The organism is Aeromonas sp. 3P (assembly GCF_051919745.1).
Classification (GTDB): domain Bacteria; phylum Pseudomonadota; class Gammaproteobacteria; order Enterobacterales; family Aeromonadaceae; genus Aeromonas; species Aeromonas veronii.
In genome coordinates this window covers 1,365,365-1,390,315 of sequence record NZ_JBQBED010000001.1, presented here as the reverse complement: position 1 = coordinate 1,390,315, position 24,951 = coordinate 1,365,365, and the positions used below count along the sequence as shown (strand labels likewise).

Here is a 24,951-nt window from a genome sequence, read left to right as displayed (position 1 = left end):
TCATGCAAATATGACCATGCAAACACATCACCAGATAGAGAGGATATTACCCATGAAGCGTACCATCCTGTTCGGCCTGCTCTGCGGCAGCGTGCTGCTGGCCAATCCGGTCTTTGCCAACGACACAGCCCAGTTGCAGTGCGAGGCGCAGGCCGCGGCCAAAAAGCTTAACGGCGCCGCCAAGACCAGCTTTGTCGGAAAGTGCGTGAAAGATGCCGCTGGCGCCGCGACCGGCGAGTGCGAGAAGGCGGCCTCCGACAAGAAGCTGGCCGGTGCGGCCAAGAACAGCTTTATCCAGAAGTGCGTGAAGACGGGCGCGGCGGTGGATCCGGCGGCCAAGTGCGAGAAGGCGGCAGCTGACAAGAAGCTGGCTGGCGCGGCCAAGAACAGCTTTGTCCAGAAGTGCGTGAAGGATAGCGCTGCCAAGTAAGGCATTTTCTCATCCGGTGTGTTTGCGGGGGGCCATCAGGCCCCCCGCGCTTTTTGGGGCGCACTGATGGCGCAACGCACAAGCCTTGTATCGGGGCGGTAATAGCGACACTATTGACTCCTTTTTGGGTTCCGCAGAGGCGCAGCCATGACCTGTCGTGACCGGACGAGGCGTTGGTGAGCCCCATTTTTGCGGGATTACGCGGGATAAGGGATCAAAGCAGGATGATGGAAGGACAACAATGGAGCTGGCTCAATGAGCCCGCCGAGTGGCACCAGACAGACGACGGCTTGCAGGTTGTCACAGACCAGCAGACCGATTTTTGGCGCAGCACCTGGTATGGCTTCGAGCGCCATAGCGGACATCTCTATGGCTGCGAGGTGGCGGGGGAGTTTACCTTTCAGGTCTGCGTCGAGGGGGAGTTCACTACCCTCTACGATCAGGCGGGGCTGATGCTGCTGCAAGACGAGGCGCACTGGCTGAAAGCGGGGATCGAGTACAACGATGCCCAGCCGATGATCGGCAGCGTGCTGACCAATCCGCGCTCTGACTGGGCCACCGGTATTTTCCCCGGCAATCCGCGCCGCTTCTGGCTGCGGCTGACCCGGCTGGCCGATTGCCTGCGTTTGCAATACTCCATCGATGGCAAGGTGTGGCCGCTGCTGCGCCTCGCCCCGTTCCCGCCAAGCGAACGCTGCTTTATCGGGGTGATGTGCTGCACGCCGGAGCGGCAGGGGCTGGCGGTGCGCTTCTCTGACCTGCGCCTCACGCCGCCCCTTGGCAAGGCGCTCCATGATTTGAGCTAGGTCAGCGGTTTTGCCTGCGATATTGAGCCAATAAAAAAGCGCCCGCAGGCGCTTTTTTCATTTGGCTGTTAGAGCCTCAATTAGCTGATCAGGCTGGCCCACAGGTCATATTCGTCGGATTCGTCGATCCGTACCTTGACCATGTCCCCCGGCTTGAGGCCGGTTTCGCCGTTGAGGTAGACCAGACCGTCGATCTCCGGTGCATCGGCAAAAGAGCGGCCAGTGGCGCCCTCTTCGTCCACCTCGTCGATGATGACGGTCAGCTCCTGACCCACTTTGCGGGCCAGCTTGCGGATGGAGACCTGCTGTTGCAGCTCCATAAAGCGCTGGAAGCGCTCTTCCTGTACGGCTTCCGGTACCGGATCCGGCAGCTCGTTGGCCAGCGCCCCTTCGACCGGGCTGTATTTGAAGCAGCCGACGCGATCCAGCTCCGCCTTGTCGATAAAGTCCAGCAGCATCTGGAAGTCTTCCTCGGTCTCGCCCGGGAAGCCGACGATAAAGGTGGAACGCAGGGTGATCTGCGGGCAGATCTCGCGCCACTTCTGGATCCGCTCCAGGGTACGTTCGACCGAACCCGGGCGCTTCATCAGTTTGAGGATGCGCGGGCTGGCGTGCTGCAGCGGGATGTCGAGGTAGGGCAGGATCTTGCCATCGCGCATCAGCGGGATGACGTCATCCACGTGCGGGTAGGGGTAGACGTAGTGCAGTCGCACCCAGATAGCGAGCTTGGCCAGCTCTTCGCACAGGGCGACCATGCTGGTCTTGACCGGCATACCGTCGTAGAAACCGGTGCGGTGCTTCACATCGACGCCGTAGGCGGAGGTGTCCTGGGAGATCACCAGCAGCTCTTTCACGCCAGCCTCTTTCAGGCGCTTGGCTTCGGCCAGCACGTCGCCGATGGGGCGGCTCACCAGATCCCCGCGCATGGAGGGGATGATGCAGAAGGTGCAGCGGTGGTTGCACCCTTCGGAAATCTTCAGATAGGCGTAGTGGCGCGGGGTCAGCTTGACGCCGTGGGCCGGAACCAGACTGGTGAAGGGGTTGTGCTGCGGCTTCTCCACATATTTGTGGACGTGTCCCAGCACCTCTTCATAGGCGTGGGGGCCGGTGATCTCGAGCACCTTGGGGTGGATCTCGCGGATCTGATTCTCTTTGGCGCCAAGGCAGCCGGTGACGATCACCTTGCCGTTCTCGGCCAGCGCTTCGCCGATCGCTTCCAGCGACTCTTGCACCGCGCTGTCGATAAAGCCGCAGGTGTTGACGACGACCAGCTCGGCATCGTCATAGCTGGGCACCACATCGTACCCTTCGGTACGCAGCTGGGTCAGGATGCGTTCTGAATCGACCAGGTTTTTGGGGCAACCCAAGCTCACAAAACCAATCCTTGGATGGTGAGACCTAATAATGCTGGAAGTCGCTTGTTGGACAGGTTGGTCGTCCGATGGCTGAACCCGCGTAGTTGCAGGTGTCAGGCTGTCTGAGCTAGGGTCAAAACGGTTGACGGTCATAGAGGATCGCTGGTCACTAATGCAAAAAAAGATTGCGGATTATACCTGATGAGCGGGAAAGAGGAAGAAGTGATGTGTGCATTTTTTAACCTGTGATATTAGATTTCAATGCGCGATATTTTGTGTCTTTTCTTGAGAGGTGATGACGATGCGATCATCAACAACAGTGTCCTCGGTCACGAGTTCTGACTCGAATTCCTCATGCCAGTGTCTACAGCCTACAGCATGAGGGGGAGATCTACACTAAACAGTTAGGCAGTGCCGATTTGCTTGCAACCTGCGTCATGGATCGCAGTCTGGTGCTGATCATCCTGCTGGTTGCCGCGAACTTCGCTGCCAGTACCAGGAGTTGCTCGTAAGCAGAGTAACTCTTGACTACACCGATACGGGCACAGGTAATTGTCGATCTGATAGTCTGTATTGAGCATGGGGTTTGTCAATAAGTAATAAGTCGACGGGGGGGATAGGTAAAAACCAGCATTGTTGGTTGTAATTTAGTCAAGGGAGGTGATTTTTAACTTCTTTTCACATCCCCCCACTTGAAAAATTCTAAAAATTGTCCATTTACTAATAATAAGAGAGGTAATAAAATTTTAGCGTTTCAACATTCCGCTGCTACGCAGCGAAGAGAAACCAGTTTTACTACCCCTCGCAGGCTTTTTATTGAAGAGAAAATATGAAAGTCTCTCTTGTATATTAAATTTTATTATGCATGGGGCATGCAATAAGTACGCTTATCACTGATAAGCAGAAAGCAGAAAGCAGAAAGCAGAAAGCAGAAAGCAGAAAGCAGAAAGCAGAAAGCAGAAAGCAGAAAGCAGAAAGCAGAAAGCAGAAAGCAGAAATGTGCCGATCTTCCTTACTTGCCAGTTGGTCAAAGAAGTGACATTCAATATAATTAATATGTTTACGTGGTCACGTTCTTCCTGCTTATTTTGACCAAACTCATCGGCTGACCATCATGTTCTCGGTGCCACACCATCACGGACTTTGGTCAAGTATCTTTTTATCATTGGAGTCTATCGTCATCTACACCGAATATGCGCAACCTTCATTTCGCGCTTGAGCAAGCGTATCTTGAGAAAGAACAAGACATCGCCATGGTGGTGGTATTATTACGGCAGTATGACTGCGAACCCTCGTTTCTCCTTGCTACTTCCTAGCCTGAAATATATAAGTGGAAATTAATAATAGAGAGTATGGATAGTTTATTTCTGATGAGGTGATTATTTTTTGATGGGGGTTGATATCTAGTGTTTTTGGATATAACCTTCCATTTAAATGTTTGCTAGTGGTTATATACCGTGTGTCGGCAATAGTGTTTGTGTTCAGAAAATGAACGGCGCTAAGTGATTGTGTCGTAGCTGGGCATCTGGTCTAGGCATGTCTGCTTTAATTTAATTCAACTGTACCGGTAGCGTACAAGTATAGTTGTGTATCTAGCATATATAGCCTCGTCATAGAATCAATTTTTGGAGATGTTATGGATTTAAGGTCGTCTGCACCAACACTATATCTGTATAGTCGTGTAAGTACGGATAAGCAGGCCGCCGGTAATAAAACTGGCGTACAACGTCAGACTGAGGGGGCTTTGGTTGATGCAACAAAGTTAAAATATAGTAACATGCCTGTTATCTATATGTCAGATAACGGAATGTCAGCCAGTAAGGGGGAAAACATTGAACATGGATGTCTGGGGAGGTTTATTGAACTAAGTCGTTCAGGTCATATTGCACCCGGCTCTGTATTGGCCATGGAAAACATCGATCGTTTCTCTCGCTTAGCGTTAACAAGAGCCAGTGAGTTCTTAACCTGTATTCTCGCAGCCAATATTGTTGTTTATACATGGATTGATGGGGCAGTATATCAAAAAGATAATCTTGCATCCGCGATTTTGTCACTAGTTAAACTTGAAAGCAGCAATGATTATACAAATAAACTTTCTGCTCGGGTTACTGGTGCAGCTCGTGTTGCATTAAAGCGTCATCAAAATGGTGAGTGCGATGCAGATGGTTATCCAGCTGCAATTAATGGCTTCGGTAAAAATAAATTTTGGGTTGATACGACAACTGGGTTTGTACGCCCTCATCCATATTATTTCTCTATAGTTAAAGAAATGATTATGATGATTCGAGAAGGGAGGGGGCATATAGCAATTAAAAAGCATTTAGATGAAAGTTATACCCCCCCTACAATAGCTCAAAATTCTAATAAAGAGGGGTGGGGAATAAATCTTATTAAAAAGATTATAAGTGATCGTGCAGTTTTAGGCGAAAAAATAATTCATATTGATGGTCGCGAGCATCTGTTGGTAAATTATTATCCCGCTGTTTGCACTGAGGCTGAATTTGCACAAGCTAAGCGAGTGCGTAGTGAAAAAAAACAGTTTACTAGTAAGATGAAAAACGCTGCGGGCATTGTTACTGGAATGCGTATAGCCACTTGTGGGGACTGTGGCAGTTCACTACAGGTCTACCGTAGTAAAGCCGGAAAAAAAGATGAAAAGCTCCGTTATAAATGCAGCGGAAGGTCAGACACTTCGGTGAAAAGCTGCACAGCTGCAACATTTGATAATAGATATTTTGAGTATGCACTAATGTTGCTGATTGGCAGCGTGATACTTCAGCCTAAAAAAAATACAAATGAGAATAAAGTTGCTTCGATTAAAAATAAAATAGAATCGATAAGTTCAAAAATAGAAATCATGATTCAATCTGTGGGAGCAACCACAGAGGGAGATATACATATTCTGTTGACTGAACGACTAGATAAATTATCTAGGGAACGTAAACAGTTAAATGAAGAATTGACCATTGAGATTAGTCATGCGGAGGCTTCTATTAACCCAGATATATATATGCTGATACCACCAAACTACATTGACTACAATCAGGCTGATATAAGGAACGAGGTAAGGGATATAATATATAAGACAGTAAAATCAATAAAGGTGCATTCTGTTACTGGCTGTTTCTATATTCAGGTTGAGTTGTTTGGTGGAATGAGTACCGATGGTATTGTTATTGACAATAAGTATATCTCCGACTTCGGTTTTGATATGCACCATCAGCAGGAGAACGAGGAAGCATTCCTGGCTTACAATAAATTTGTCAATAACTTCGAGTGTATCGATAAAGATGGAAAGTTAATTAGAATGTTAGACTTGGTGAATGGCACTGATTTTATAATTTCTGATGAACTATATCTCAATCAAAGGGTAAAGGTTTTAAAGGAGAAGCCTATGACTGAGGAAATGCGTACTGCTATTGAAAAATTTGAAACTTGGGTTCCTAAAATCCAGTAATTAATATGCCGGTTAGTGATAAGGATTTTTGCCATTGCTAATGGTTGATATGTAAAATCACTAAATTATTCTGCTAAGATAAATAATGCTGTATATTCACGGCATGATGTGTAGCGTCATGCATATGAATGAGCAAAAAAATGAAATTTTGTGGTGGCCCCATGCAGCGCAAGCTGCAAGACTGAAAGAATCCACCAAAATGGAAATGAGATTCAACTAAACCACCAATTTCTCTACATATTTTTTGATACCCAACCTAGTATTTTCTAATGCTTGCTGTAGCGCCACCCAGCAGCAATAAATCCAGTTTTTCATTAGCTCCGGTCTGTTATTTTAACCTCGCAGTTCCTTTCCAGTAGGCATACTTGCGGGAACGAACTCTAGGCGTGTCAATTCTCTCTAGAAAACGTTGTTTTTTTTCTTTAAAAATAGCATCTTAGACTATGAGTGTCTTGTAGCTTGCTCGATGACTACCATATGAATTTACCCTATAGCTGCTTCCAACATTTTTTGAGCTGTGCATGGCAAGGTAAATATGGGAAATGGTTAAAATTACCTTACCCTAGTGCATCTTAATAGTTAGGAAATTAAAATTTCAGATACCACTGTATCTTTCAAATTAGTATATTTTTCAATGCTTCACAGCGACCATTCTCACAGTAGCCCCACCAGTCAGTCTTTTGACCAATGATCGCTACTATGGATGTGCTGTTTTTAGGTAAGCCTTTACGCCAACTAGATACGTCAGTGGCAGAGGGCAAAGGATTCGATTCAGGATGGGTATGCCACTCACCTATGTAAGTAAGATAGCCTCCTGATGTGTGCCAAAGTTGATCAACCATAACTTGATGGTGTTGTTTTTTACGTACAAAACCAAAACGCGATGCTTGGTCGTAGGGACTAGGTTCTGTAACGTGAGTTATTATTATATGAGGTGGCCGAATTTCTCCAATAAATACACCTCCTTGCTCAGGTTGACTGTGATGTAACTGCCGATATCGATTTAAAATATGAAGTACCGCAGTCTCAACGATTATTAGTCCACCAGCTCTATTACTCAAGGTCAGCTCAGCCTTGACGTCAGGAACAAACACTACATTCTCCAAATTTTTTCAGCTTTCTACGCTTATGATGAATTACATTACCTGTCGAGTGTTGAGCATAGGTCCAGGGAAGCTTATCCTGAAGAGTATTCAGCACGGCCTCTTGAATTAGTGCGGCAGTAATTGTGCTGACGCTAGCATCATAGGGTGTAAAAATGCTGCCGCAGGAAACTCGATGAGGAGCTACAGGTCTATCGACCTCCTTGAGGATCTCGAGACGCTTGGCACATTCATAACAGGCTTTTCCATCGTCGATCATAACAACAGACGCTTGACCATAAGCATCATTGTAGCCGTGGATGATGAAGGGAGGACGTTGGGTAGAAGCTCGAGCCAAGTAACTGAGCATTTTACTTGTTGGGGCGTGACCAGTAGCATCGATCACAATATCATAGCCACGAATATTATCTTCATTCATTTCAAAACGATAAGGTTTGACATCTATTCTTGGATTGCCCAAAGAGTCACGCTTTATTAGCTTACTTAGGGCCTCAGCTTTATTCCAACCGATATAAGTGGCTGGGAGAGCATGCCGACTCAGATTGCCTGGAGACAGAATGTCACTGTCACAGAGAACTAGCCGACCGGTATTGCCACGCCCTGCTCCTACCTTGGCAAGCAGCTGAGCAGCAAAGCCACCAATGGTGCCGCAGCCAATTATCAAGATTTGCTTGTTCTCAAGATCAAGGAAAACAGGTCTGTTGCGCCGTTGAAGCTCTTGGTCGCTTATCGAGCTCACATTTAAGCGAGAGAATGCGGTCGTTGCGGATTTTGATCTGAGCATAGGAAGGGTAGAGCCGAGCTTTAGTTTGTGTTTACCTCCCCTAGATTTAGCTCGTTCCGTTGTACGGTGTTTCAGGATCGTCTGGGTGGCTTTACTGAAGCAGACTTCAAAGCCAATGATGCCTTCGTTCGAAATATCGAACAACACCATTTGCCTGCCCTTGGTGAGCCTGGTGAGTATTCCATTGGCCAGTGAGTCATGAGCAGGGAGGTCAGCAGATTTTAACCAATCAAAGACTTCCCTGAGTGATTGAGGCGGCCATTTACTTGGTGCTATCGCAGTGTTGTTAACTCTGACAACGGTCACGTCGCCATCAATGCCCACAGCCGGTTTTTCTCCTCGTAACCTAAACCAGTCATCCCTTTGCCCAGCGTTGCGGAAGACAACATATTCTTTGTCTGTTTGTCCATCTGCTGAGGTTGCCACTTTCAGCGACTTGTATGAGAATTTTGTACCTGAAAGCTTGCCTGCATCACCATAAATGTAAGCATCCACGACCCCATTCCAGTAGTTCACAAACTCGGTTTGAAATTCCTCTTGCCGTTGATGGCCAGCTGTTACGGCATTGTCCAATGCTTGCTGGATCAGGCTGTTTAACATGGTAATTACAGCAGGTGGGTGTTGGGGATCCCAATCGGCAGTGTCCTGGTTCACCAAACATAATCTTTGGAAACTGCTTATGTGAGGTAAGGCCATACCGATTAAGTTGGCAGGGCGACTGATAACGTAAGTTTCCGGCAAGCGACTAAGATCTTCTCTTGGCCTAACTACAGCAATAATGAATTCGCCTGCCTGTGTTTGGTAGGCTTTTATATAGGCTGGACACTCTCTCGTAGAGAAATTGGTAGGCCGGTGATGTTGCGACTCTCGACATATCGAAAGCCGCTATGTAATAACAAGTTATGGATAGTCACTATCAACCACTCGTCATTGAATCGGTCATTTGGCTTTGTCGTTGAGGTTGTCGTTGTTGTTGGTATGCAGGTATGGCAACCCAAGGCTTGATAAGCTCTTCGTTTACAACACTGTCACCAAAAAGTCCATTTAGAGTTTTCAGTACTTCGTTCTTTGTTGAGAGCCTATTCAGTGCTCGATTAAGTTCTTCGTGCAGAGTCTCTGCTTTCGAGATAATGCTCTGAACCGTATTATCATCCATCTTTTCCTTGGGAAACAACAAGCGACCTTCATCTGAGGCATCTGGACTTTCCACTCCATCCCTTAACTTGGTGGCCAACTGTTCTGTTACTTTTAACAAAAGTTCACCATGATCTTTTGTGTCAGGCATAGGTGTATTATCAAAGGTGTCAACGACGCATTTCATAAGAGCTATGGAGGATAATTCAGGAGATTTCCACTGCACATCTCGCCAAGCCTTCAGGTATCGACAGACCTGCCGCATAGGGTCACCATGTCGCGCTACTGCGCTCCTGAACCAACGCGCAACGATTTCTGGATCTGACTTAATCCACTTATCCTTTCCTCTGACAGCCAAGTAAACACAATTTTCATCAAGCTTTCGAGTGGCTGACTTACTGAGAACACTTTCATTCAGTGAATCCATCCCTGCGACAGAGTTCAATGCCACTTCTCGAGTTTCAAACTGATCTCTTGGGATTGCATACATGGGCACATCTACATGCACATTTCTATCTTCGATGACAATACGTCCACAAGTAGGCTTCTTTAATGCTTTCCAGTTGTAGTTTTCTTCTGCCAAAGATGCTAGCGATGCATCTACAAGTAGGAGAAGAAGCTCATGGCCGACTAACGGTTGCTCTTTGAACATATCCATAGGCATGTATGTACCATCATCAATGTCCATCTGTTGTGGCGGTTTATGATATGGCTTGTTCAGTGTTTTGTACTTGTAACTTCCTTGAACCCAAAATCTTGGCTCTGTATTCAAGAAGGCTCCGCGTGCGTCATCACTCATATCCAAGAGCAGTTTCACAACTCGCTGGACATCTGCATTGTCAAGATAGCGCAGGTTGGTTTTCCTAATTGCACTTTCTACGAGTTGGATATTCGTTGAGCTCCGAGAACGGCTGGCCAGCATTTTGACGACATCTTTTGCTTCTGTGAATACACCCTTTGTCCGAATTCTGATCGTGTCCTTAAGTTTCTCGAGAGAAGCCTTGTCGGTGCTGGTAGGCTCCAGTCTTTTCATGAGACCGTCATTGGTATTGGTAAGATATAGATGTGCTGACCATTTCATTCTGACGCTTCCTTACGGTCGGTGGGGTGAATGAAGGCTGGAGCCTCCGTGCTAAAGAAAGTCTCGATAAGTGCTTTTTTGCCAGTAGCTGTGGTTGCTACAGATTTTCCCCACGCGACAAGTGCTTTCAGTGACTCTTCGCTCGCATTGTCTAACGAGATGACTCGAGCCTGTTGATCAGGCACGGTTTCATCAAGCGAGAAATAGCAAGGGGGCATGCCTTCTCGATTTAGTGCCTTACCGGCCATGAACCCGTGCATTTTCTGCGAGGAGGACATGACTGTCTCAATGAGTGCCTTTCCACCGCCCCAAAGGCCAAAGTACCCAGGGAACCACCTAGAGATGTTATTGGGATTGATACAAAAATCGTTGGAGAGGGTTCCAATATTAAGAATTTTGATATCGTTTGCTGTTATACCCTTAAACTCCTCATCATCCAGATAATTCAGCGCTTCATGATAGGCGACGAATGATGGATTGTTTGCTAGTAAGCCTCCATCGGCAAAATACGCACTCTGCCACTCGATATAGTGAGGTAGGAAGCAGGGCGGGAGCGCACTTTGCTTGATTTTCAACCAAAGAATAACTGTGCCCGATAATCATCGTCCCAGCCCGCTCTTTTCAACTTGTTTCGCTGGCTTGGCGCGCCACATTGACTCTGAGTGAGAATGTTCATCACGAATCGTCGAAACAGGGCCATATTCTCCACGGCATCCTCCATGGCTATCCGGGACGCATCCTCACCAAACACCACGTCCAGAATGTAGTGCTGACTGTTTTCTATCCGCCAATGCTGCCGGATATAGTGACCCAGCAGCTTATGTTTGTGAGACAGTGAACTGACATAGTAGGACGTATCCACCGTGCCTTTCCCGTTGATAGTCCGGTGCCGTTCAACGGCGATAATGCTGCGAATCGTCGGCCATTTTGCGGCCAGCTCAGGCGGTAACTTGGCCTTCAACTGAAACACATAGCGCGCTTCTTCCCGGCCATGGCCGCACTCTTTGTGCTCGACCACGACCTTCTCTTTTCCCGCATCGAACAGCGCCTGAAATTGGGACTGCACCGCCTGACGCAGCAAGGGCTGATTGTGTTTCACCTGCACCACCACATGGGCATTTTTCTCACTGATTTTCTCCAGTGTCTCGCGCTGGCAATGCAGTGCATCCAGGGTGACTACCGCCCCTTTCAAGTTGAGGACATCCAGCATCGCCTTGACGGTGCCGAGTTCGCCACGCTTGGAGGGGGTGACTTTTTGGCTAAGCACCAGCCCATTTTCGGTGTCATAAGCGGTGACGAGTTGCAGCGCCTGCTTGGCATCATTGCGATAGGCCCCGCGCAACACTTTGCCATCGAATGCGATGAGGGGCTTGCCGCTGTGGGTGCGGCGCTCATTGACCCAACCGAGTAAGGCTTCGAGCAAGGACTCGACGACGATGGTCCGTAGGATGCGAGCGATGGTATGACGACGCGGAATGCCATGAGTAAAGGGGCGATATAAGCGCAACCAATCGACTTTCGACTCGCCGAAGGTCTGGATATCACGCCAGCCCTCAGCTCCGGCCATGATGGCGCTGATGACGAGGAACATCACGTCCACCAAATCATGCTTGCGGTTGATATCTGAACGGGTTTCTTCAACGAGAGTGAGATGTTCAATGAGTGTCATGGCTTGAGCTCCTCTGGACTAGGGGAGCGATTAGATCACAGACGATCTGCCAGTTCAAAGTTTGTTAACAAAGTGCGATCCCGCCCTGAGGTAGGAAGTAGGTGGGGGCAGCAGATGTAGCCATGGCTACATCAACCAAGGTGAATTGATCATCTCGGGTGAACAGGGAGTTATGACAGGTTTTGATGAACAAAGGGCGACCTGTGCTCAGGTTGACCGTTGGGATGAGCAGGCGTCGTTTTAGCGATCTGACCGTCTTGCCGGTTCCCACGATCTCAGTCACTGCTTTTTCCAGGTTGTTAGCCTTATAGAGAGGGCTCAGCAACAGCTTACCTAGCTGGTATATGTTTCGAACACAATTGGGCACCCAACTCTGGCGAGGGAAAATATCTGGAGCTGCTTTGTGAAACTTGCCCTGCAAGTCTCTAGCTTTCTGACCATCAGCCAAAGCAATGGCAATTATTCCGCCGATGGAAGCCCCGGTGATCATGTCGAAGTAATTACCGATGGCCAAATCAGGATTGTTGTTGCGCTCAGCCAGAACCCGTTCTAGTTCCGCTAAAATGGTAATTGAGAAGAGACCACGCACCCCTCCACCGTTCAAAGACAGGATTTTGAATTGCTTGTTAGAGTCGTTCATGGAGCCTCCATTAGAACCGTACACAATATGCGGGGATTCTGTGCTCACTTCAATGGGGAGAGTAAAAAGAACACTGTAACGGCTACTCTACGGCGCTGTTGCCAAAATGAACTGTTCTGATAACAGCTAACCCTGCTCCAAGTTACTGTTACTCTTTGGTCTTTTCTCCACGGGTCACCTGCCTTGGTAGAACCACTCACTGTGCAGTATGAGCGGGCACAGGCCAACATATATCGGCGATGAATGAGGCTAGAAAAGCTTATGAAATGCGTATTGCACGTCATTCCAGATATGTAGTTATGTTGAAGCTCTGCGGGCTAGAGCTGCATCCTCATTACTTGCTCTGATAGTGTGCTGCATGTGTTATATTCAGCTCAAATGTTGAGCCGAATGATGGGATAGGTCGGCTCATTATTGAGACCCTAGCACGTTGGATGAGGAAATAATGGAACCATTTTGGATTTGGCAACAAGCCGACTGGCCCCATTTTCGTTGGCTGGATAGCGAGATATTGCCCAGATTACGGCAGGTGCAACGCAGGCAGGGAATTCTAATCGGTAGTCATTCCAGGTTGGGGAACCCCGACCAAACGTTGGACACGTTATTGGCTAACATCATCGCCTCGTCCGCTATCGAAGGCGAACGCCTCAATGCACAATCCGTGCGTTCATCCCTGGCTAGGCGGTTAGGGAGCCCACAAACTCAGTCCTATCCAGTATCAGAGCGCTCAGAGGGGCTCGCGGCCATGATGCTGGATGCCATCGACAACCATGAACAACCACTGACAATTGAACGACTTTACCAATGGCATCGTTGGCTGTTCCCCGCCAACGAATGGTCGGTGCAGCCAGTGAACGTAGGGCAGTTGCGAGGAGATGAGCCGATGCAGGTTGTCTCTGGGCGTGTTGATCGCCCCACCGTGCATTTTGAGGCACCGCCCAGAGCAACTCTGGACGATCAACTGGCCGAGTTCATCCCCTGGTTTAACCAGACTCGGCATGACCCCACGATGGATCCGCTTCTTCGTGCCGCAATCATCCATTTCTGGTTCGTGACCCTGCATCCCGTTGATGATGGCAATGGGCGGCTCACGCGGGCACTGACCGATCTCGCGCTGTCACAGGCTGACAGCCACAGCATCCGGCTGTATGCCATGTCAGTTGCCATTCTAGAGCTGCGGGGTGACTACTATCGAGCGCTTGAGTCAGCGCAGAGGGGCTCGCTAGATATTACCTCCTGGATCTGTTGGTTCCTCGACACACTGGATTACTCCATAGAGTTGGCATTACAGGTTATTGATCGTTCTCTTGCCAAAAAACATTTCTGGTTGCAGCACTGTCATGATGGTCTGAGTCCAGAGCAAACCAAGGTTATTAACCGTTTATTGGATGGCGGCCAACAAGGTTTTGAAAATGGCATCAACGCCAGCCAATATCAAAAAGTCACCGGAGTCAGCAAGGCGACGGCTACACGCCATCTGGCCGAATTGGTGGGTAGGGGGTGCATTGAGAAATTACCTGGTGGCGGACGCAATACACGCTATCAGATCCGCTTGCACACCGAGGGAGTTTGAAAAAGCATCGCCATGGGGCGTTAATTTCATCTGGTAGATGAAAGCTGCGATTGGTGTACAAATGACGCTATTTAGTTAAATGTTGACGCCATGATGTGTGCCGTCAGGCATATGAACGAATAGACTTAACCGACAGTCATGGCTCTCAACTAATCTTTTGAGTGATAACAAACTATCGAGAATATCGGGATCTATTGCAGGAACATCACCAGGCCCGAGATTTGAAAGCAGTTTGGTCACACTGAGACGTACCAGTTGCTCTTCGGCCAGAGCCTTGGCTCTCTGGACAACCTCGGGTGATTCGGATGAAATCATATCCTCCAATGTCCTCCCCATACGGTGCTCCTACTACAGATAGAATTAAAGGCCCACGCCGAGCTGGCATGGGCTCTCAGCACTAGATCAAAAACTCTTCCAATGCACGACCATTAGCCACTGCTTCTGCGATGGTCTTGGGCATGCGACCTTGGCCAGTCCAGGTTTTCTCCTGACCGTCTTCGGTGTATTTGTATTTTGCAGGACGAGGAGCGCGCTTGCTCTTTACTGTACCCTCTGCTTTTGCAGTGGTTGCAGTACCAACAAGCTCACTCGGATCTATGCCCGCTTGTTTCAGCAGCTCGGTAAACTCAGCCAGTTTTTGCAGGCGTTCAGCGGACTCTTCTCTCAATTTGCTCTCTTGCTGCTCACGCTCAGCAAAAATCTCTTCGAATTTTTCTCTGATTTCGACCAGCTGCTCGAAAGAGAGCTCGCGCAATGCAGCTCGCAGACTACGAATATTCATCAGTATTTTCAAAAAATCGTTCATTTTTATCCTCATGTATCACATTTTTATATCAGGAAAATTATCTCTCAATCCCAGCATCAGCTCCACTGTTTTTGGCACCAAGATGATTCGAAAAAGCATCATTTAAAAATCCTGAGCTAAATTGCGTTTGGATCTACTTATTGGCCTAGCTCCAATCTGCTATGAAAATATGTAGCTAAAAATTAAATCCAAGTGGTAGTGAGCGTTGAGACCACCTCACCAGATGAGCCGATGAAGGATCTTGTTCGGCTCACGAAATGAGCCGATAGGACAATATCATTGGCTCACAGAATGAGTCGATGATAAGAAATTTTAGATTTGCCCCTTGAGGATCCAGACACTTCGCCCCTCTTAACTTAAGAGGAAGTCTTGGATGACTAGGCCACTACACATCCATGTCTCCAGAAAGCAAAAAAACCCGCAACGAGGCAGGGTTTCAGCATTTTTTCAACTTCGCACTCAGGGTAGCGACTCTCCCTTGTTTCAACTTCGCACTTAGGGTAGCGAATCTCCCTGTGCCTTGATTCTATGAAAGGTGAAGCCGCTAGTCAACATTATTACTGGCATAACCAGCATTGAGCACTTATTTGATATGTTATTTTTGGATGCCTTTGCACTCAAATTTTGGAGGTGTTTTCCAACCTGTAACGCGCCCGCTGCGTTTGTTGACCCTTCGGTATTCATTCCCCAACAGGATTTCCCATTCAGAGCCGTTCTCCGATAGAACCTGAAAAGTAGTCCCCAGCTCAATGCCTAAACCTGGTTCAGTACAGACCAACTCGGTCATCAGCCCTCCTCAATGTAGGGGCATTTGGTTGTTAATTTTCCACTCAAAACGACAGTTTGGGGTAGGATAGCTCATGAGAGGTCGTGTTTGTACAATGAGGAGTGCTACATGATGCCCTATGCAACCTATCATCCTAGTAGTGACGCAGTTACTCCGAACCGTCTCCTAGAAGGTCTTGGTATTCCTCGTGACCCACTAGGAGCACATCTATGGATCGTGGCTGGCGTAGCTCCTGGCAGCATTCATCGACTGGCTGAATTGATGAGTGCAGACATAGGTTTGATATGCCGCTTAGTAAGCATTAGCCGCCACACTGTTGCTCGCAAGCTGAGGATTGGGGCTCCCCTATCAATCTCTCAGGGTGCCAGGGTATACGGCGTTGTGCAGGCCCTCGATGCGGCACTATCCCTCAACAAGAACGATACTGCCAAGGCGTTGTCATGGCTAAACAGACCAGCCTGGGGCCTCGGTGGCGTGGCTCCAGCCACATTGTTGACTACAGATATGGGAGTTCAGGCAGTTATCCATTTGGTGGGGCGGATTCAGCATGGGGTGTGCAACTAAATCGAGGGTTGTGGTAGGCGCCCCCCCACAGAATGCTTCAAAAACAACCAATCTCATCATTTTTTGAAATTTATTTCATTTACCCCACTTGAAAAATTCGGAAAACTGTCCATTTACTAATTATGAGAGCTATAAATTAATTTTTTCCATTTCAACATTCCGCTGCTGCGCAGCGAAGAGAAACCAGTTTTACTACCCCTATAAGCTATTTTTATTAAATAAAAGAAGTTTAAAGAGCACTGATAAATTAAAGTTCCTTAACTTGGCTTAAGACATCAATGCTCCATCACTCAGTAATAAATTAGATTCATATAAACAGAAAACAGAAAACAGAAAACAGAAAACAGAAAACAGAAAACAGAAAACAGAAAACAGAAAACAGAAAACAGAAAACAGAAAACAGAAAATATGAGTAAAGGAATAATAAGAGTATGGCTATATTCGCCCTGTAGGGCGGAAAATTAAAAAGATGTTTTTGCTAGACATGATAACCCTGCCTGTGCAGGCGCTTCTCTGTTATCATCAGCAGCCCATGAACAAATCGCATACTGGCGTGACTGTTACGCCGCCTTAACCCCTACCTCTGCGGCTCCTGCCGCCTTACTCTGGTTATCACAACCAGAGCGCTTTTTTACACCCATTAGATCCCAATACAACAATCTGATCCTGTCCGAACTCCATCTGACCCCCAAGTAGATGGATGCGTTGTGCTATGGATCCTAAACAAGCGAGAAAATCCCCCATGCTGGAACGTGCAAGACAAGAATGGTTCTCCAACATCCGTGGTGACCTTTTAGCCGGAATTGTGGTCGCCCTGGCGCTGATCCCAGAAGCCATCGCCTTCTCCATTATTGCTGGTGTAGACCCCAAAGTCGGCCTCTATGCCTCCTTCTGTATCGCAGTGGTCATCGCTTTTGTCGGCGGTCGTCCAGGCATGATCTCGGCAGCCACAGGCGCAATGGCGCTCCTGATGGTGACCCTGGTCAAAGAGCATGGCCTGCAATATCTGCTGGCAGCAACCCTGCTTACTGGGGTACTCCAGATCGCAGCGGGTTACCTGAAACTGGGCAGCCTGATGCGGTTTGTCTCCCGTTCCGTGGTCACCGGCTTCGTCAATGCGCTGGCGATCCTCATCTTTATGGCCCAGTTGCCTGAGCTCACCAACGTCACCTGGCAGGTCTATGCCATGACAGCAGCTGGTCTTGGCATCATCTATCTGTTCCCGCTTATTCCGGTGGTTGGCAAGCTAGTGCCTTCTCCGCTGCTCTGCATCGTCATCCTGACGGCAGTCGCCATCACCATGGGCATCGATATCCGTACTGTAGGCGATATGGGCGAGCTGCCCGATACTCTGCCCATCTTCCTGTGGCCCGAAGTGCCGCTCAATCTGGAGACGCTGGCGATCATCTTCCCATACTCCGCAGGTCTGGCTGTGGTCGGTCTGCTCGAATCCATGATGACGGCGGCCATTGTCGATGACCTGACGGATACCAGCAGCGACCGCAATCGCGAATGCAAGGGCCAGGGGATCGCCAATATTGGTGCGGGCCTGATGGGTGGCATGGCGGGCTGCGCCATGATTGGTCAGTCCATCATCAACATCAAATCCGGTGGTCGTGGCCGCCTCTCCACCTTTGTCGCTGGCACCCTGCTCATCCTGATGGTGGTCTTCATGGATGAGTGGATCCGCCAGATCCCCATGGCAGCCCTGGTAGCCGTGATGATCATGGTCTCTATCGGGACGTTTTCCTGGGAGTCGGTTCGTAATCTCAAGAAGCACCCGCTCTCCACTAATATCGTGATGATCGCAACAGTGGCAGTGGTCGTCGCTACCCATAACCTGGCGCTTGGGGTATTTGTCGGGGTACTGCTCGCCTCCCTGTTCTTTGCCAACAAGGTTGCCCGCTTCATGCTGGTCAAGAGTGACTGAATCGCCCCTGGATTTCTTGACTGATGATATGAGTTAATCTGTCACTCGAGCATCAAGGGGGTTGATTTAACCGAATGTGCCGCTGAATCTCATCACTTTTTGCGCGAGAAGCCCCGTCCTCGGGCCAGGGTATTGCACTTACTATCTGAAATCACGGTTGCCCTAGCCCATAATCAAAACGGCCGCTATATTCAGAAGAGTGATCTCGATTCTGATTCTATGTTGAGTTAGATCACAAAAAACCAGATAAAAACAACTAATTATCAATGGGTCTTATGTGATGAGAGTTACTACAGCCATGCTGTGTGTTTTAATAGTATTATTGCAGGTTGTTTATGCCGCGACTCCGGCTAATTTACGCCTTGAAACCAGTCTAGCACCTCCATACCAAACCGTTGAGGATGGCAACCTCAAAGGTTACGCAGTGGATACTGTAAAATGTGTTTTGGATAAGATAGGCGTTCAATATCAATTTAAGATAGTTCCCCCCAAGCGCGCAGAATTAGATTTAGTTATGGGGCGCTCCAGTGGTTTCTTCAGTTCTATAGATCAGCCTAATATTAATAAATACGCAAAACTCAGTGCGCCAATAGTTTTGGATAAGTGGTACTGGTTTAGTCTCTCGTCAATATCTAGGAAAACTCATGACGCATTAAATAAAAGTAAAATAGGCGTGCTAAGAGGAAGTAGCCAAGAAACATGGCTGTTAAGAAATAATATGCCCATATATCAATCAGTTAATAATTCAGATAGTTTATTAAAATTATTACAGAGGCGACGAATTGATTTATTTCTCGCAGATGAAAGTGTGGTTCGTGAATTAAATAAGTCTGATATAAGTTTAAACTTACTTCTTCATAAACGATTTGAAAAGTATGCACCCATGGGCGTGTATATAGCCAACCATGTCTTACTTGAACACCCGTCAATTATAGATATGTTTAATAGTAAAATATCAGAGTGCAACCAATCAAATCTATTCTTATCCGCCAGTGAACAAGAAACAATTGAAGTTGCTGTAAATAGAATGTATCGTTCACTTTTGAAAAGCCAGGAGTTAATCAATACACTGAAATTAGCAAACTTGAAAAATAAACACATAAAAATAGAAGCTATATTACAACGAGACCAGCTATGGCGTTCTATGGTAGAAAATAACTCATTCGCACCAAGCTGGATAACGAACATACTAAACTCAACCATTTCAAGGTCATTGAAGGGTTTGACAATTCAAACTCCATATATAACTGAAATCATGTTGACGGATGAGCGAGGTGTCTTAACTGCTGCGAGTAACCTAACATCTGATTACTGGCAAGGAGATGAAGAAAAGATCATCGAAACCCTAAAAATGGCCAATGAATACAGACACATCAATTCACTAGGGCGATTCGACCAGAGCAATAATCGGTTTAAAATGCCATCGATTGAGTTTGATGCATCTAGTAAGTTATTTTTATGTCGATTAAATTATCCTGTATGGTATAAAGGGCAAGTAATTGGAGTACTGTCATTTGGCATTAATGTAGAAAAAGCTCTAATTATGCTCTAATATTGTAATGTGAAACTAAATTTCATTTAGTCATAGGCATTATAAAGGCTATGTCCCAATTACGTGTTGCATGGGGTGCCCCAGCGCCTCATGCAAACACGCTTTGATATTCACCCCCTTCCCGTAACGCTCCAGCATCCTGCGCCAACCCAGGTAGTTCTTCAGGTAGTGCGTCGCCACACCATGGAAGCGTACCATCCACTCTTTCAGCCGATGGTGATACCCGTTCACGTGCTGAATGTGATACGCACCGGCCACTCGCTCACCCTGACGATTGCGCACCACTTGATGCGTCACGCCCTGTACTTTGCTGAAGCTGGCATACACTCCCGCGCCATCGCTACACAGCACGGCATCCGGCGAGACAAGGGGCTTCAACACCGCGATGACCGCCTCGGCATTCATCTCTTCCAACTGAAAATCTGCATGGTGGCCCGCACGGTCCTGCACCACCATCACCGGAATATAATCCCGTCCGGTTCCCCGGGTTCGCCCTTTACCACCACGATGTCGTGGCGGACGCGGCAACCCCCGTTGCCCCTTGAATGACTCGAGGAAGAAGGTCTCATCCACCTCAACGATACCTTCTTCACGAGTGGCTTGATGAGTTGCCATCGCGCGCAAGAAGCGATGACGCCAGAGGAAAGCGGTGTTTTTGCTGACCCCGCAACGCATCGCCGCCTGGCGGACGGTCAGTCCTTCGATGAGGGCTTGCGCGTAGTCTTCCCAGCACTGGGCTTTACGCAACCGGGCCAGAGGCGTCTTGGTGAGCACCGAGCTGGTGCGCAGACACTGTTTGCAACGGTAGCGACGTAGTCCGCGGCTCCAGCCCCAAGGGGCAAGCTGGGCGGCATCGGCCTGACAATGAGGACAACCGCGGCATGCCGGTAACTGGGTATTGAGCGAGGTAATGACATGGGGCGCTGTGAGCTCCTGTTGAGCAACACGGCGCTGGCGCAGGGTTAACTGGGGAAAGAGGGATAACAGGTGTTGAAAGGCTGGGGTATCCATGATGGTAGCCCTCAAGGTAATGGCCTACTTCAAGATTAGCCTTTCAACACGGAATTGGGACAGAGCCATTATAAAGTCCATGTTCATTAAATATTTATTTGAAATGCATATGAGAAACGGCTACTCCATTTTTAAAATCCTAATCATGCCGTTGATACTCATATTTTATAGCTAGTATTTCTAGTCAAACGACTGAGGGCGAAATTTTAGAAATACATAGCTATGTGCTATGATATAGCCTCATCCGGCATGCAGGTTAAGAGGTTGATTTATAGTTTTTTGTGCATTCATGGTGTAGTATGAAGCTAACATGGCATTGAGAATGTAGTTATGGATAACATAGTTTCAATCGAAGAAATGCAAGCATTAAAAGTCTTGCTTATAGATGACCATTCTATATTGCGAGCAGGAGTCAAAACTACACTCTCAACAGATTGCTTTATGACCGTAATCGCGGAGGCTAGCAATGGTAAAGAAGGATTAGAGCTAGCAGTAGAATATGAACCAGATTTAATATTGCTTGACCTTAAAATGCCAGTACTTAATGGATTAGACACGCTAAAGAAAATTAGAGCAAAGAAAATAAAAAGCAAAGTTGTTATCTTCACAGAATCAGATTTGGAAATTGATGTTGTAGAAGCGTTTAGGTTCGGAGCCAATGGATATCTTTCAAAAGATATAGAACCGCTTGATTTAATCAGCTGCATTAAGAGTATATGTGCAGATACATCAGTTGAAAGCCCTCAGCTAAACAATAAAACGATGTCAAGTTTATTATCAGAAAGTGATATTGGTATTATTAAATCATTAAGTCATAGAGAAATTGATGTAGTAAAACTTCTTGCTGAAGGTCATTCAAACAAAGTCATTTCAAAATTATTATTTATTTCTCACGGGACGGTAAAAATACATGTGAGGAATATTCTAAGAAAACTAAATTTAAAATCTAGAGTTGCGGTTACTGTATGGGCACATAATCGAACTATTAAGTGATTATAATTTCAAAATGTACATGAATAGGAATTGTCTTGTTATTTCCATTATTGCATATTATTGTCACGCTAGTTAACTGCGCTCTTTAATCATGTGCTAACAGGGAGCTTATAATTCATAAATTGTGCTTACAACGATACATAGCCTCATCCGCCAAACGGAGCAACAAGTTTAGGTCGGGTGGTGTAGTTGCATCATAGCTAACAACACCTATAGAGCAAGATAGGGTATAGGCCTTGCTACAATGTTTATTGAACTCATCGAAGGCTTTAATTACTCTCCGATTAATAGAGTTAATATTGTCAATGTTAGTTTCTGGGAGTAAAACCACATATTCATCACCACCTAATCGAGCACAGATATCCGCATTTCTAAATATAATATTTATTAAGCGAGCTGCTTGACACAATGCATCGTCTCCGACATCATGACCATATATATCATTTATAGATTTGAATTTATTCAAATCTATAAATAAAAGTGAAAGGGGCCGCTTTGTTCTAAATGCATGTTGCAAGCACTGTTCAGCCTGAAGAATAAAACCTCGCCTATTAGTTAGCCCAGTCAATTCATCTATCGTTGCCATTTGGACTGCGCGCAACTCGCTTTCAACAGTTAATGCCAAGTCTGAGAGTAAAGATCTATCTTTATCTCCAAAAACTTTGGGCTTACTATCTATGATACACAATGAACCGATATGCAACCCATCGGTTATTACTAATGAGTGCCCAGCATAAAATCTAATGTATGGCTCACCTATAACCATTGGATTATTATAGTAACACGGGTGTTTAGTAGCATCTTCAATAACAATCATGCGTTCTTTGAGAAAACCATGTTTACAAAAAGAAAAATTAGGGAGGGGTTCATGGATGTTTAGACCATAACAAGGCTTGGCCCACTCACGTTCATTGTCTTCGAATGAGATTAGGGCTATCGGCACATCAAAAATATTGCGAGCCATTCTAGTTATACGAATGAAACGCTCTTCTGTTGGAGAATCAAGCGCTTGAAGATGGCGTAACGCATCTAAGCGAGGGAGGTGAGTTTTAGAGGTTTGATGAAGAGTGTGCATCCTTGCTATCTTTTCTCATATTTGTTCGAAGCAGTAGTACTATGCCAGTCTTTTGAGTACAAAAAAATAGATTATTGTATGACATATGTCTAATTTAAGTGGATTACTCTGCCCTCTAAATAAAGATGCTGAACGTTACACGAAGTTAGCGCCTGTACGAGTGTGAAAAATTGGTGCTTATCCAAGCCAAAGCTAATGAAAAAAGTGAGAATAGGGGAGATCTCAGTCTCCCCCTGATGACCCCTTACTGAGTTATGTTAAAGCCGTAGCAGCGCTTGAGCTCCTCGAAGTCGTAGTAGTGGCTGCCGCTTTGGTAGGGCTGGCAGCCGGTTTTAAAGGCGATCTCTTTTTCGTTGTAGAGCATCTTGACCAGCACCTGCCGCTGTCTGTTCTGATAGATATCCCACTGAATATTGGCGGTATAGGGGGAGACCCAGCCGCCGCGCCACTCGTTGTTCTGCTGGCTGAACAGCTGATCCGGGCTGGCCCCCTGACGGCTACCTTCCAGTTTCATCAGGGCGGCGAGGGGGATAATGGCTTCGGCGTGGGCAAAGCGCAGGGTGGCCCGTCGACTCTGCTCGCCTTCCACCACCTGACGTTGCACCTCGCCAAACAGGCCGTCGAGCAGCGGCTGGGCAATGGCGTAGGGGGCGCTCTGGTTGGCAAAGCTCGGCCCCTTTTCGTAGAAATCTTCCGCATCGGAGAGGTAGGAGAACCAGGCCGACTCCTCCGGAGTGAGGAACTGCTCCAGCGCCCAGGGTTCGCTGCCCTGTGCCTGCGCTTCGCGGATCATGCCGGGGCCGATGATAAAGAGGTTGTAGAGCATCAGGGCGGCATCCACTTCGTCGCGCACATAGGTCATGCCGCCATCCTCCGGGTTGACGGCGACAAACTCGACACCGCCCGCCAGATAGTCGACAAAGTCCTTACTGTAGATACGCTCCAGCATGCTGCGGGCCATCTCTTTGGTCTTGCTCAGGTTCTTAAGCTGATCCAGCGCCTTGGTAATCCCCCCATTTTTTGGAGCACTCAAAAGTAGAGGTCATGCGGCCTGTGCCAAGCGCTGTTTCGGCGTGTAGCCGCCCAGCGCCATATTGGGCCGCTCATGGTTATAAACCCACAGCCAGTTCGTGGCAAATTCCTGTAACTCATTCAGTGACTCAAACAGGTAATGGCCCAACCAGTCGTAACGCACAGTGCGGTTAAATCGCTCTATGTAGGCATTCTGCTGCGGGTTGCCTGACTGGATATACCTCAGCGCAATCCTCTTCTGCTGCGCCCATTGCTTGAGCTCTTCGCTGATGTATTCCGGACCATTATCACAGCGGATTGCGGCTGGTTTGCCCCGCCACTCGATGACCTGCTCCAGCACCCGTTTGACTCGCGAGGCAGGCAAGGAAAAATCCACCTCGATGCACAGTGCTTCGCGATTGAAGTCATCGATCACATTAAACAACCGCACCGAACGACCATCGCTGAGCTGGTCATGCATAAAGTCCATCGACCAACAGTGATTCGGTTGGTCAGGGACTGCCAACGGCTCCGGCTTGGCGCGTACTAGCCGCTTCTTGGGTTTTATCCGCAGATTGAGCTCTAGCGCCCGATAGATCCGGTAGACCCGCTTGTGGTTCCAGCCAAAGCCTTTGACGTTACGCAGGTACAGGAAGCACAGTCCGAAACCCCAGTTGCGCTGGTTGGCGGTGAGGCGCAGTAGCCAGTCGGCAATCTCCTGGTTTTCATCAGCCAGCACGGGCTGATAACGGTAGCAACCCTCGCTCACCTTGAACACCTGGCAAGCCAGACGGATAGAAATGGCGTAATGAGCCACAGCCTTGGTCGCCATCTCCCTGCGGGCAGATGGCGTCACCACTTTTTTGCCATCGCCTCGGAGATGATCTCAGCCTTTAGGCGCTCCTCGGCATACATCTTCTTAAGGCGACGATTTTCCTCTTCCAGCTCTTTGAGGCGCGCCATGAGAGAGGCATCCATGCCACCGAATTTGGAGCGCCACTTGTAGAAGGTGGCGGAGCTGATGCCATGCTCACGGCAGAGCTCAGGGACGGGTGAACCAGACTCGGCCTGCTTGAGGATGGCGATGATCTGTGCATCGCTAAAGCGTGATGTTTTCATGTAGAACCTCCTGCGTTCAAGATACGAGAAAATTCTACTTATGAGCACCTCAGTTTTTCGGGGGGATTACCC

At 47.7% G+C, this 24,951-nt stretch carries 19 protein-coding genes and 3 pseudogenes; 9 read left to right on the top strand and 13 right to left on the bottom strand.

Going from position 1 to position 24,951, the window contains the following annotated elements; translation table 11 throughout:
- Positions 1 to 52: 52 nt before the first annotated feature.
- A complete protein-coding gene (locus ACTG19_RS06165; protein ID WP_439988885.1) occupies positions 53 to 430 on the top strand; it encodes a hypothetical protein in 378 nt (125 codons plus the stop codon).
- A gap of 224 nt (positions 431 to 654) precedes the next feature.
- Complete coding sequence (locus ACTG19_RS06160) at positions 655 to 1,236, top strand: DUF1349 domain-containing protein (protein ID WP_439988884.1); 582 nt, start codon at positions 655 to 657, stop codon at positions 1,234 to 1,236.
- Between the two features lie 80 nt (positions 1,237 to 1,316).
- On the opposite strand, the gene rimO is transcribed toward ACTG19_RS06160, so the two are convergent.
- Positions 1,317 to 2,744: a 30S ribosomal protein S12 methylthiotransferase RimO gene (rimO, locus tag ACTG19_RS06155; protein WP_439988883.1), complete on the bottom strand. Its 1,428-nt coding sequence runs from the start codon at positions 2,742 to 2,744 to the stop codon at positions 1,317 to 1,319.
- A 1,483-nt stretch (positions 2,745 to 4,227) separates the two neighbouring features.
- Between rimO and ACTG19_RS06150 the strand changes: the two genes are divergently transcribed.
- On the top strand, positions 4,228 to 6,048 hold the full coding sequence (locus ACTG19_RS06150) for a recombinase family protein (protein WP_080768683.1): 1,821 nt from the start codon (positions 4,228 to 4,230) through the stop codon (positions 6,046 to 6,048).
- 614 nt (positions 6,049 to 6,662) lie between these two features.
- On the opposite strand, the gene ACTG19_RS06145 is transcribed toward ACTG19_RS06150, so the two are convergent.
- The 6 genes from ACTG19_RS06145 to ACTG19_RS06120 form a co-directional block, all read right to left on the bottom strand.
- Positions 6,663 to 7,142 carry a Mov34/MPN/PAD-1 family protein gene (locus tag ACTG19_RS06145; protein ID WP_162517109.1) on the bottom strand — a complete coding sequence of 160 codons (480 nt, stop codon included), beginning with the start codon at positions 7,140 to 7,142 and terminating at the stop codon, positions 6,663 to 6,665.
- The gene (locus ACTG19_RS06140) at positions 7,129 to 8,748 is read right to left on the bottom strand and encodes a ThiF family adenylyltransferase (protein ID WP_439989595.1); all 1,620 of its coding nucleotides are present in this window, start codon (positions 8,746 to 8,748) and stop codon (positions 7,129 to 7,131) included. The genes ACTG19_RS06145 and ACTG19_RS06140 overlap by 14 nt, the downstream gene beginning before the upstream one ends.
- Before the next feature lie 103 nt (positions 8,749 to 8,851).
- On the bottom strand, positions 8,852 to 10,150 hold the full coding sequence (locus tag ACTG19_RS06135) for a CBASS cGAMP synthase (protein ID WP_042024857.1): 1,299 nt from the start codon (positions 10,148 to 10,150) through the stop codon (positions 8,852 to 8,854).
- Positions 10,147 to 10,725 carry a hypothetical protein gene (locus ACTG19_RS06130; RefSeq protein ID WP_439988882.1) on the bottom strand — a complete coding sequence of 193 codons (579 nt, stop codon included), beginning with the start codon at positions 10,723 to 10,725 and terminating at the stop codon, positions 10,147 to 10,149. The genes ACTG19_RS06135 and ACTG19_RS06130 overlap by 4 nt, the downstream gene beginning before the upstream one ends.
- Complete coding sequence (locus ACTG19_RS06125; protein ID WP_439988606.1) at positions 10,722 to 11,819, bottom strand: ISAs1 family transposase; 1,098 nt, start codon at positions 11,817 to 11,819, stop codon at positions 10,722 to 10,724. Before ACTG19_RS06125 ends, ACTG19_RS06130 begins: the two co-directional genes overlap by 4 nt.
- 64 nt (positions 11,820 to 11,883) lie before the next feature.
- Entirely contained in the window at positions 11,884 to 12,459 is a 576-nt protein-coding gene (locus tag ACTG19_RS06120) for a CBASS cGAMP-activated phospholipase (protein ID WP_439988881.1), read from the bottom strand.
- A gap of 445 nt (positions 12,460 to 12,904) precedes the next feature.
- Here ACTG19_RS06120 and ACTG19_RS06115 point away from each other — a divergent pair.
- Positions 12,905 to 13,138 (top strand): annotated as a pseudogene (locus tag ACTG19_RS06115) (DUF4172 domain-containing protein); the annotation flags it as partial.
- A 66-nt stretch (positions 13,139 to 13,204) separates the two neighbouring features.
- Positions 13,205 to 14,032 carry a Fic family protein gene (locus ACTG19_RS06110; protein WP_224212420.1) on the top strand — a complete coding sequence of 276 codons (828 nt, stop codon included), beginning with the start codon at positions 13,205 to 13,207 and terminating at the stop codon, positions 14,030 to 14,032.
- Positions 14,033 to 14,429: 397 nt separating this feature from the next.
- Here the strand turns inward: ACTG19_RS06110 and ACTG19_RS06105 are convergent, their stop codons facing one another.
- Together ACTG19_RS06105 and ACTG19_RS06100 are read right to left on the bottom strand one after the other, a co-directional pair.
- Entirely contained in the window at positions 14,430 to 14,837 is a 408-nt protein-coding gene (locus ACTG19_RS06105; RefSeq protein WP_042024860.1) for an H-NS family histone-like protein, read from the bottom strand.
- 595 nt (positions 14,838 to 15,432) lie between these two features.
- Positions 15,433 to 15,624, bottom strand: a complete 192-nt coding sequence (locus ACTG19_RS06100; RefSeq protein ID WP_042083548.1) for a hypothetical protein — start codon at positions 15,622 to 15,624, stop codon at positions 15,433 to 15,435.
- A gap of 108 nt (positions 15,625 to 15,732) precedes the next feature.
- Between ACTG19_RS06100 and ACTG19_RS06095 the strand changes: the two genes are divergently transcribed.
- From ACTG19_RS06095 to ACTG19_RS06085, 3 genes and pseudogenes are all read left to right on the top strand, one after another.
- The gene (locus tag ACTG19_RS06095; protein WP_308218861.1) at positions 15,733 to 16,188 is read left to right on the top strand and encodes an antitoxin Xre/MbcA/ParS toxin-binding domain-containing protein; all 456 of its coding nucleotides are present in this window, start codon (positions 15,733 to 15,735) and stop codon (positions 16,186 to 16,188) included.
- Positions 16,189 to 16,930: 742 nt separating this feature from the next.
- Positions 16,931 to 18,115: pseudogene (locus tag ACTG19_RS06090) on the top strand (SulP family inorganic anion transporter); the annotation flags it as partial.
- A 280-nt stretch (positions 18,116 to 18,395) separates the two neighbouring features.
- Complete coding sequence (locus ACTG19_RS06085) at positions 18,396 to 19,670, top strand: substrate-binding periplasmic protein (protein WP_127908191.1); 1,275 nt, start codon at positions 18,396 to 18,398, stop codon at positions 19,668 to 19,670.
- Between the two features lie 48 nt (positions 19,671 to 19,718).
- Here ACTG19_RS06085 and ACTG19_RS06080 read toward each other — a convergent pair whose 3' ends face one another.
- Positions 19,719 to 20,681 carry an IS1595 family transposase gene (locus ACTG19_RS06080; protein WP_439988880.1) on the bottom strand — a complete coding sequence of 321 codons (963 nt, stop codon included), beginning with the start codon at positions 20,679 to 20,681 and terminating at the stop codon, positions 19,719 to 19,721.
- A gap of 330 nt (positions 20,682 to 21,011) precedes the next feature.
- Here ACTG19_RS06080 and ACTG19_RS06075 point away from each other — a divergent pair, with 330 nt between their 5' ends.
- Entirely contained in the window at positions 21,012 to 21,674 is a 663-nt protein-coding gene (locus ACTG19_RS06075) for a response regulator (protein ID WP_080768678.1), read from the top strand.
- Between the two features lie 115 nt (positions 21,675 to 21,789).
- Here ACTG19_RS06075 and ACTG19_RS06070 read toward each other — a convergent pair whose 3' ends face one another.
- The 3 genes and pseudogenes from ACTG19_RS06070 to ACTG19_RS06060 all read right to left on the bottom strand — a co-directional run bounded on the left by ACTG19_RS06070 (position 21,790) and on the right by ACTG19_RS06060 (position 24,879).
- Positions 21,790 to 22,749, bottom strand: a complete 960-nt coding sequence (locus ACTG19_RS06070) for a sensor domain-containing diguanylate cyclase (RefSeq protein ID WP_080768679.1) — start codon at positions 22,747 to 22,749, stop codon at positions 21,790 to 21,792.
- 244 nt (positions 22,750 to 22,993) lie between these two features.
- Positions 22,994 to 23,758 (bottom strand): annotated as a pseudogene (locus tag ACTG19_RS06065) (histidine-type phosphatase); the annotation flags it as partial.
- Between the two features lie 33 nt (positions 23,759 to 23,791).
- Positions 23,792 to 24,879 (bottom strand): IS3-like element ISAs22 family transposase gene (locus ACTG19_RS06060; RefSeq protein ID WP_439988879.1). Its coding sequence is split into 2 segments (ribosomal slippage): positions 23,792 to 24,627 and positions 24,627 to 24,879, totalling 1,089 coding nucleotides; the frame shifts between segments, so codons are not numbered across the junction.
- Positions 24,880 to 24,951 lie beyond the last annotated feature (72 nt).

Excerpts from the sequence above, each read along its gene's own strand:
- ACTG19_RS06165 (WP_439988885.1), top strand. The coding sequence starts at position 53 with ATGAAGCGTACCATCCTGTTCGGCCTGCTCTGCGGCAGCGTGCTGCTG.
- ACTG19_RS06160 (WP_439988884.1), top strand. The coding sequence starts at position 655 with ATGATGGAAGGACAACAATGGAGCTGGCTCAATGAGCCCGCCGAGTGG.
- rimO (WP_439988883.1), bottom strand. The coding sequence starts at position 2,744 with ATGACCGTCAACCGTTTTGACCCTAGCTCAGACAGCCTGACACCTGCA.
- ACTG19_RS06150 (WP_080768683.1), top strand. The coding sequence starts at position 4,228 with ATGGATTTAAGGTCGTCTGCACCAACACTATATCTGTATAGTCGTGTA.
- ACTG19_RS06135 (WP_042024857.1), bottom strand. The coding sequence starts at position 10,150 with ATGAAATGGTCAGCACATCTATATCTTACCAATACCAATGACGGTCTC.
- ACTG19_RS06125 (WP_439988606.1), bottom strand. The coding sequence starts at position 11,819 with ATGACACTCATTGAACATCTCACTCTCGTTGAAGAAACCCGTTCAGAT.
- ACTG19_RS06120 (WP_439988881.1), bottom strand. The coding sequence starts at position 12,459 with ATGAACGACTCTAACAAGCAATTCAAAATCCTGTCTTTGAACGGTGGA.
- ACTG19_RS06110 (WP_224212420.1), top strand. The coding sequence starts at position 13,205 with ATGATGCTGGATGCCATCGACAACCATGAACAACCACTGACAATTGAA.
- ACTG19_RS06105 (WP_042024860.1), bottom strand. The coding sequence starts at position 14,837 with ATGAACGATTTTTTGAAAATACTGATGAATATTCGTAGTCTGCGAGCT.
- ACTG19_RS06100 (WP_042083548.1), bottom strand. The coding sequence starts at position 15,624 with ATGACCGAGTTGGTCTGTACTGAACCAGGTTTAGGCATTGAGCTGGGG.
- ACTG19_RS06095 (WP_308218861.1), top strand. The coding sequence starts at position 15,733 with ATGATGCCCTATGCAACCTATCATCCTAGTAGTGACGCAGTTACTCCG.
- ACTG19_RS06080 (WP_439988880.1), bottom strand. The coding sequence starts at position 20,681 with ATGGATACCCCAGCCTTTCAACACCTGTTATCCCTCTTTCCCCAGTTA.
- ACTG19_RS06075 (WP_080768678.1), top strand. The coding sequence starts at position 21,012 with ATGGATAACATAGTTTCAATCGAAGAAATGCAAGCATTAAAAGTCTTG.
- ACTG19_RS06070 (WP_080768679.1), bottom strand. The coding sequence starts at position 22,749 with ATGCACACTCTTCATCAAACCTCTAAAACTCACCTCCCTCGCTTAGAT.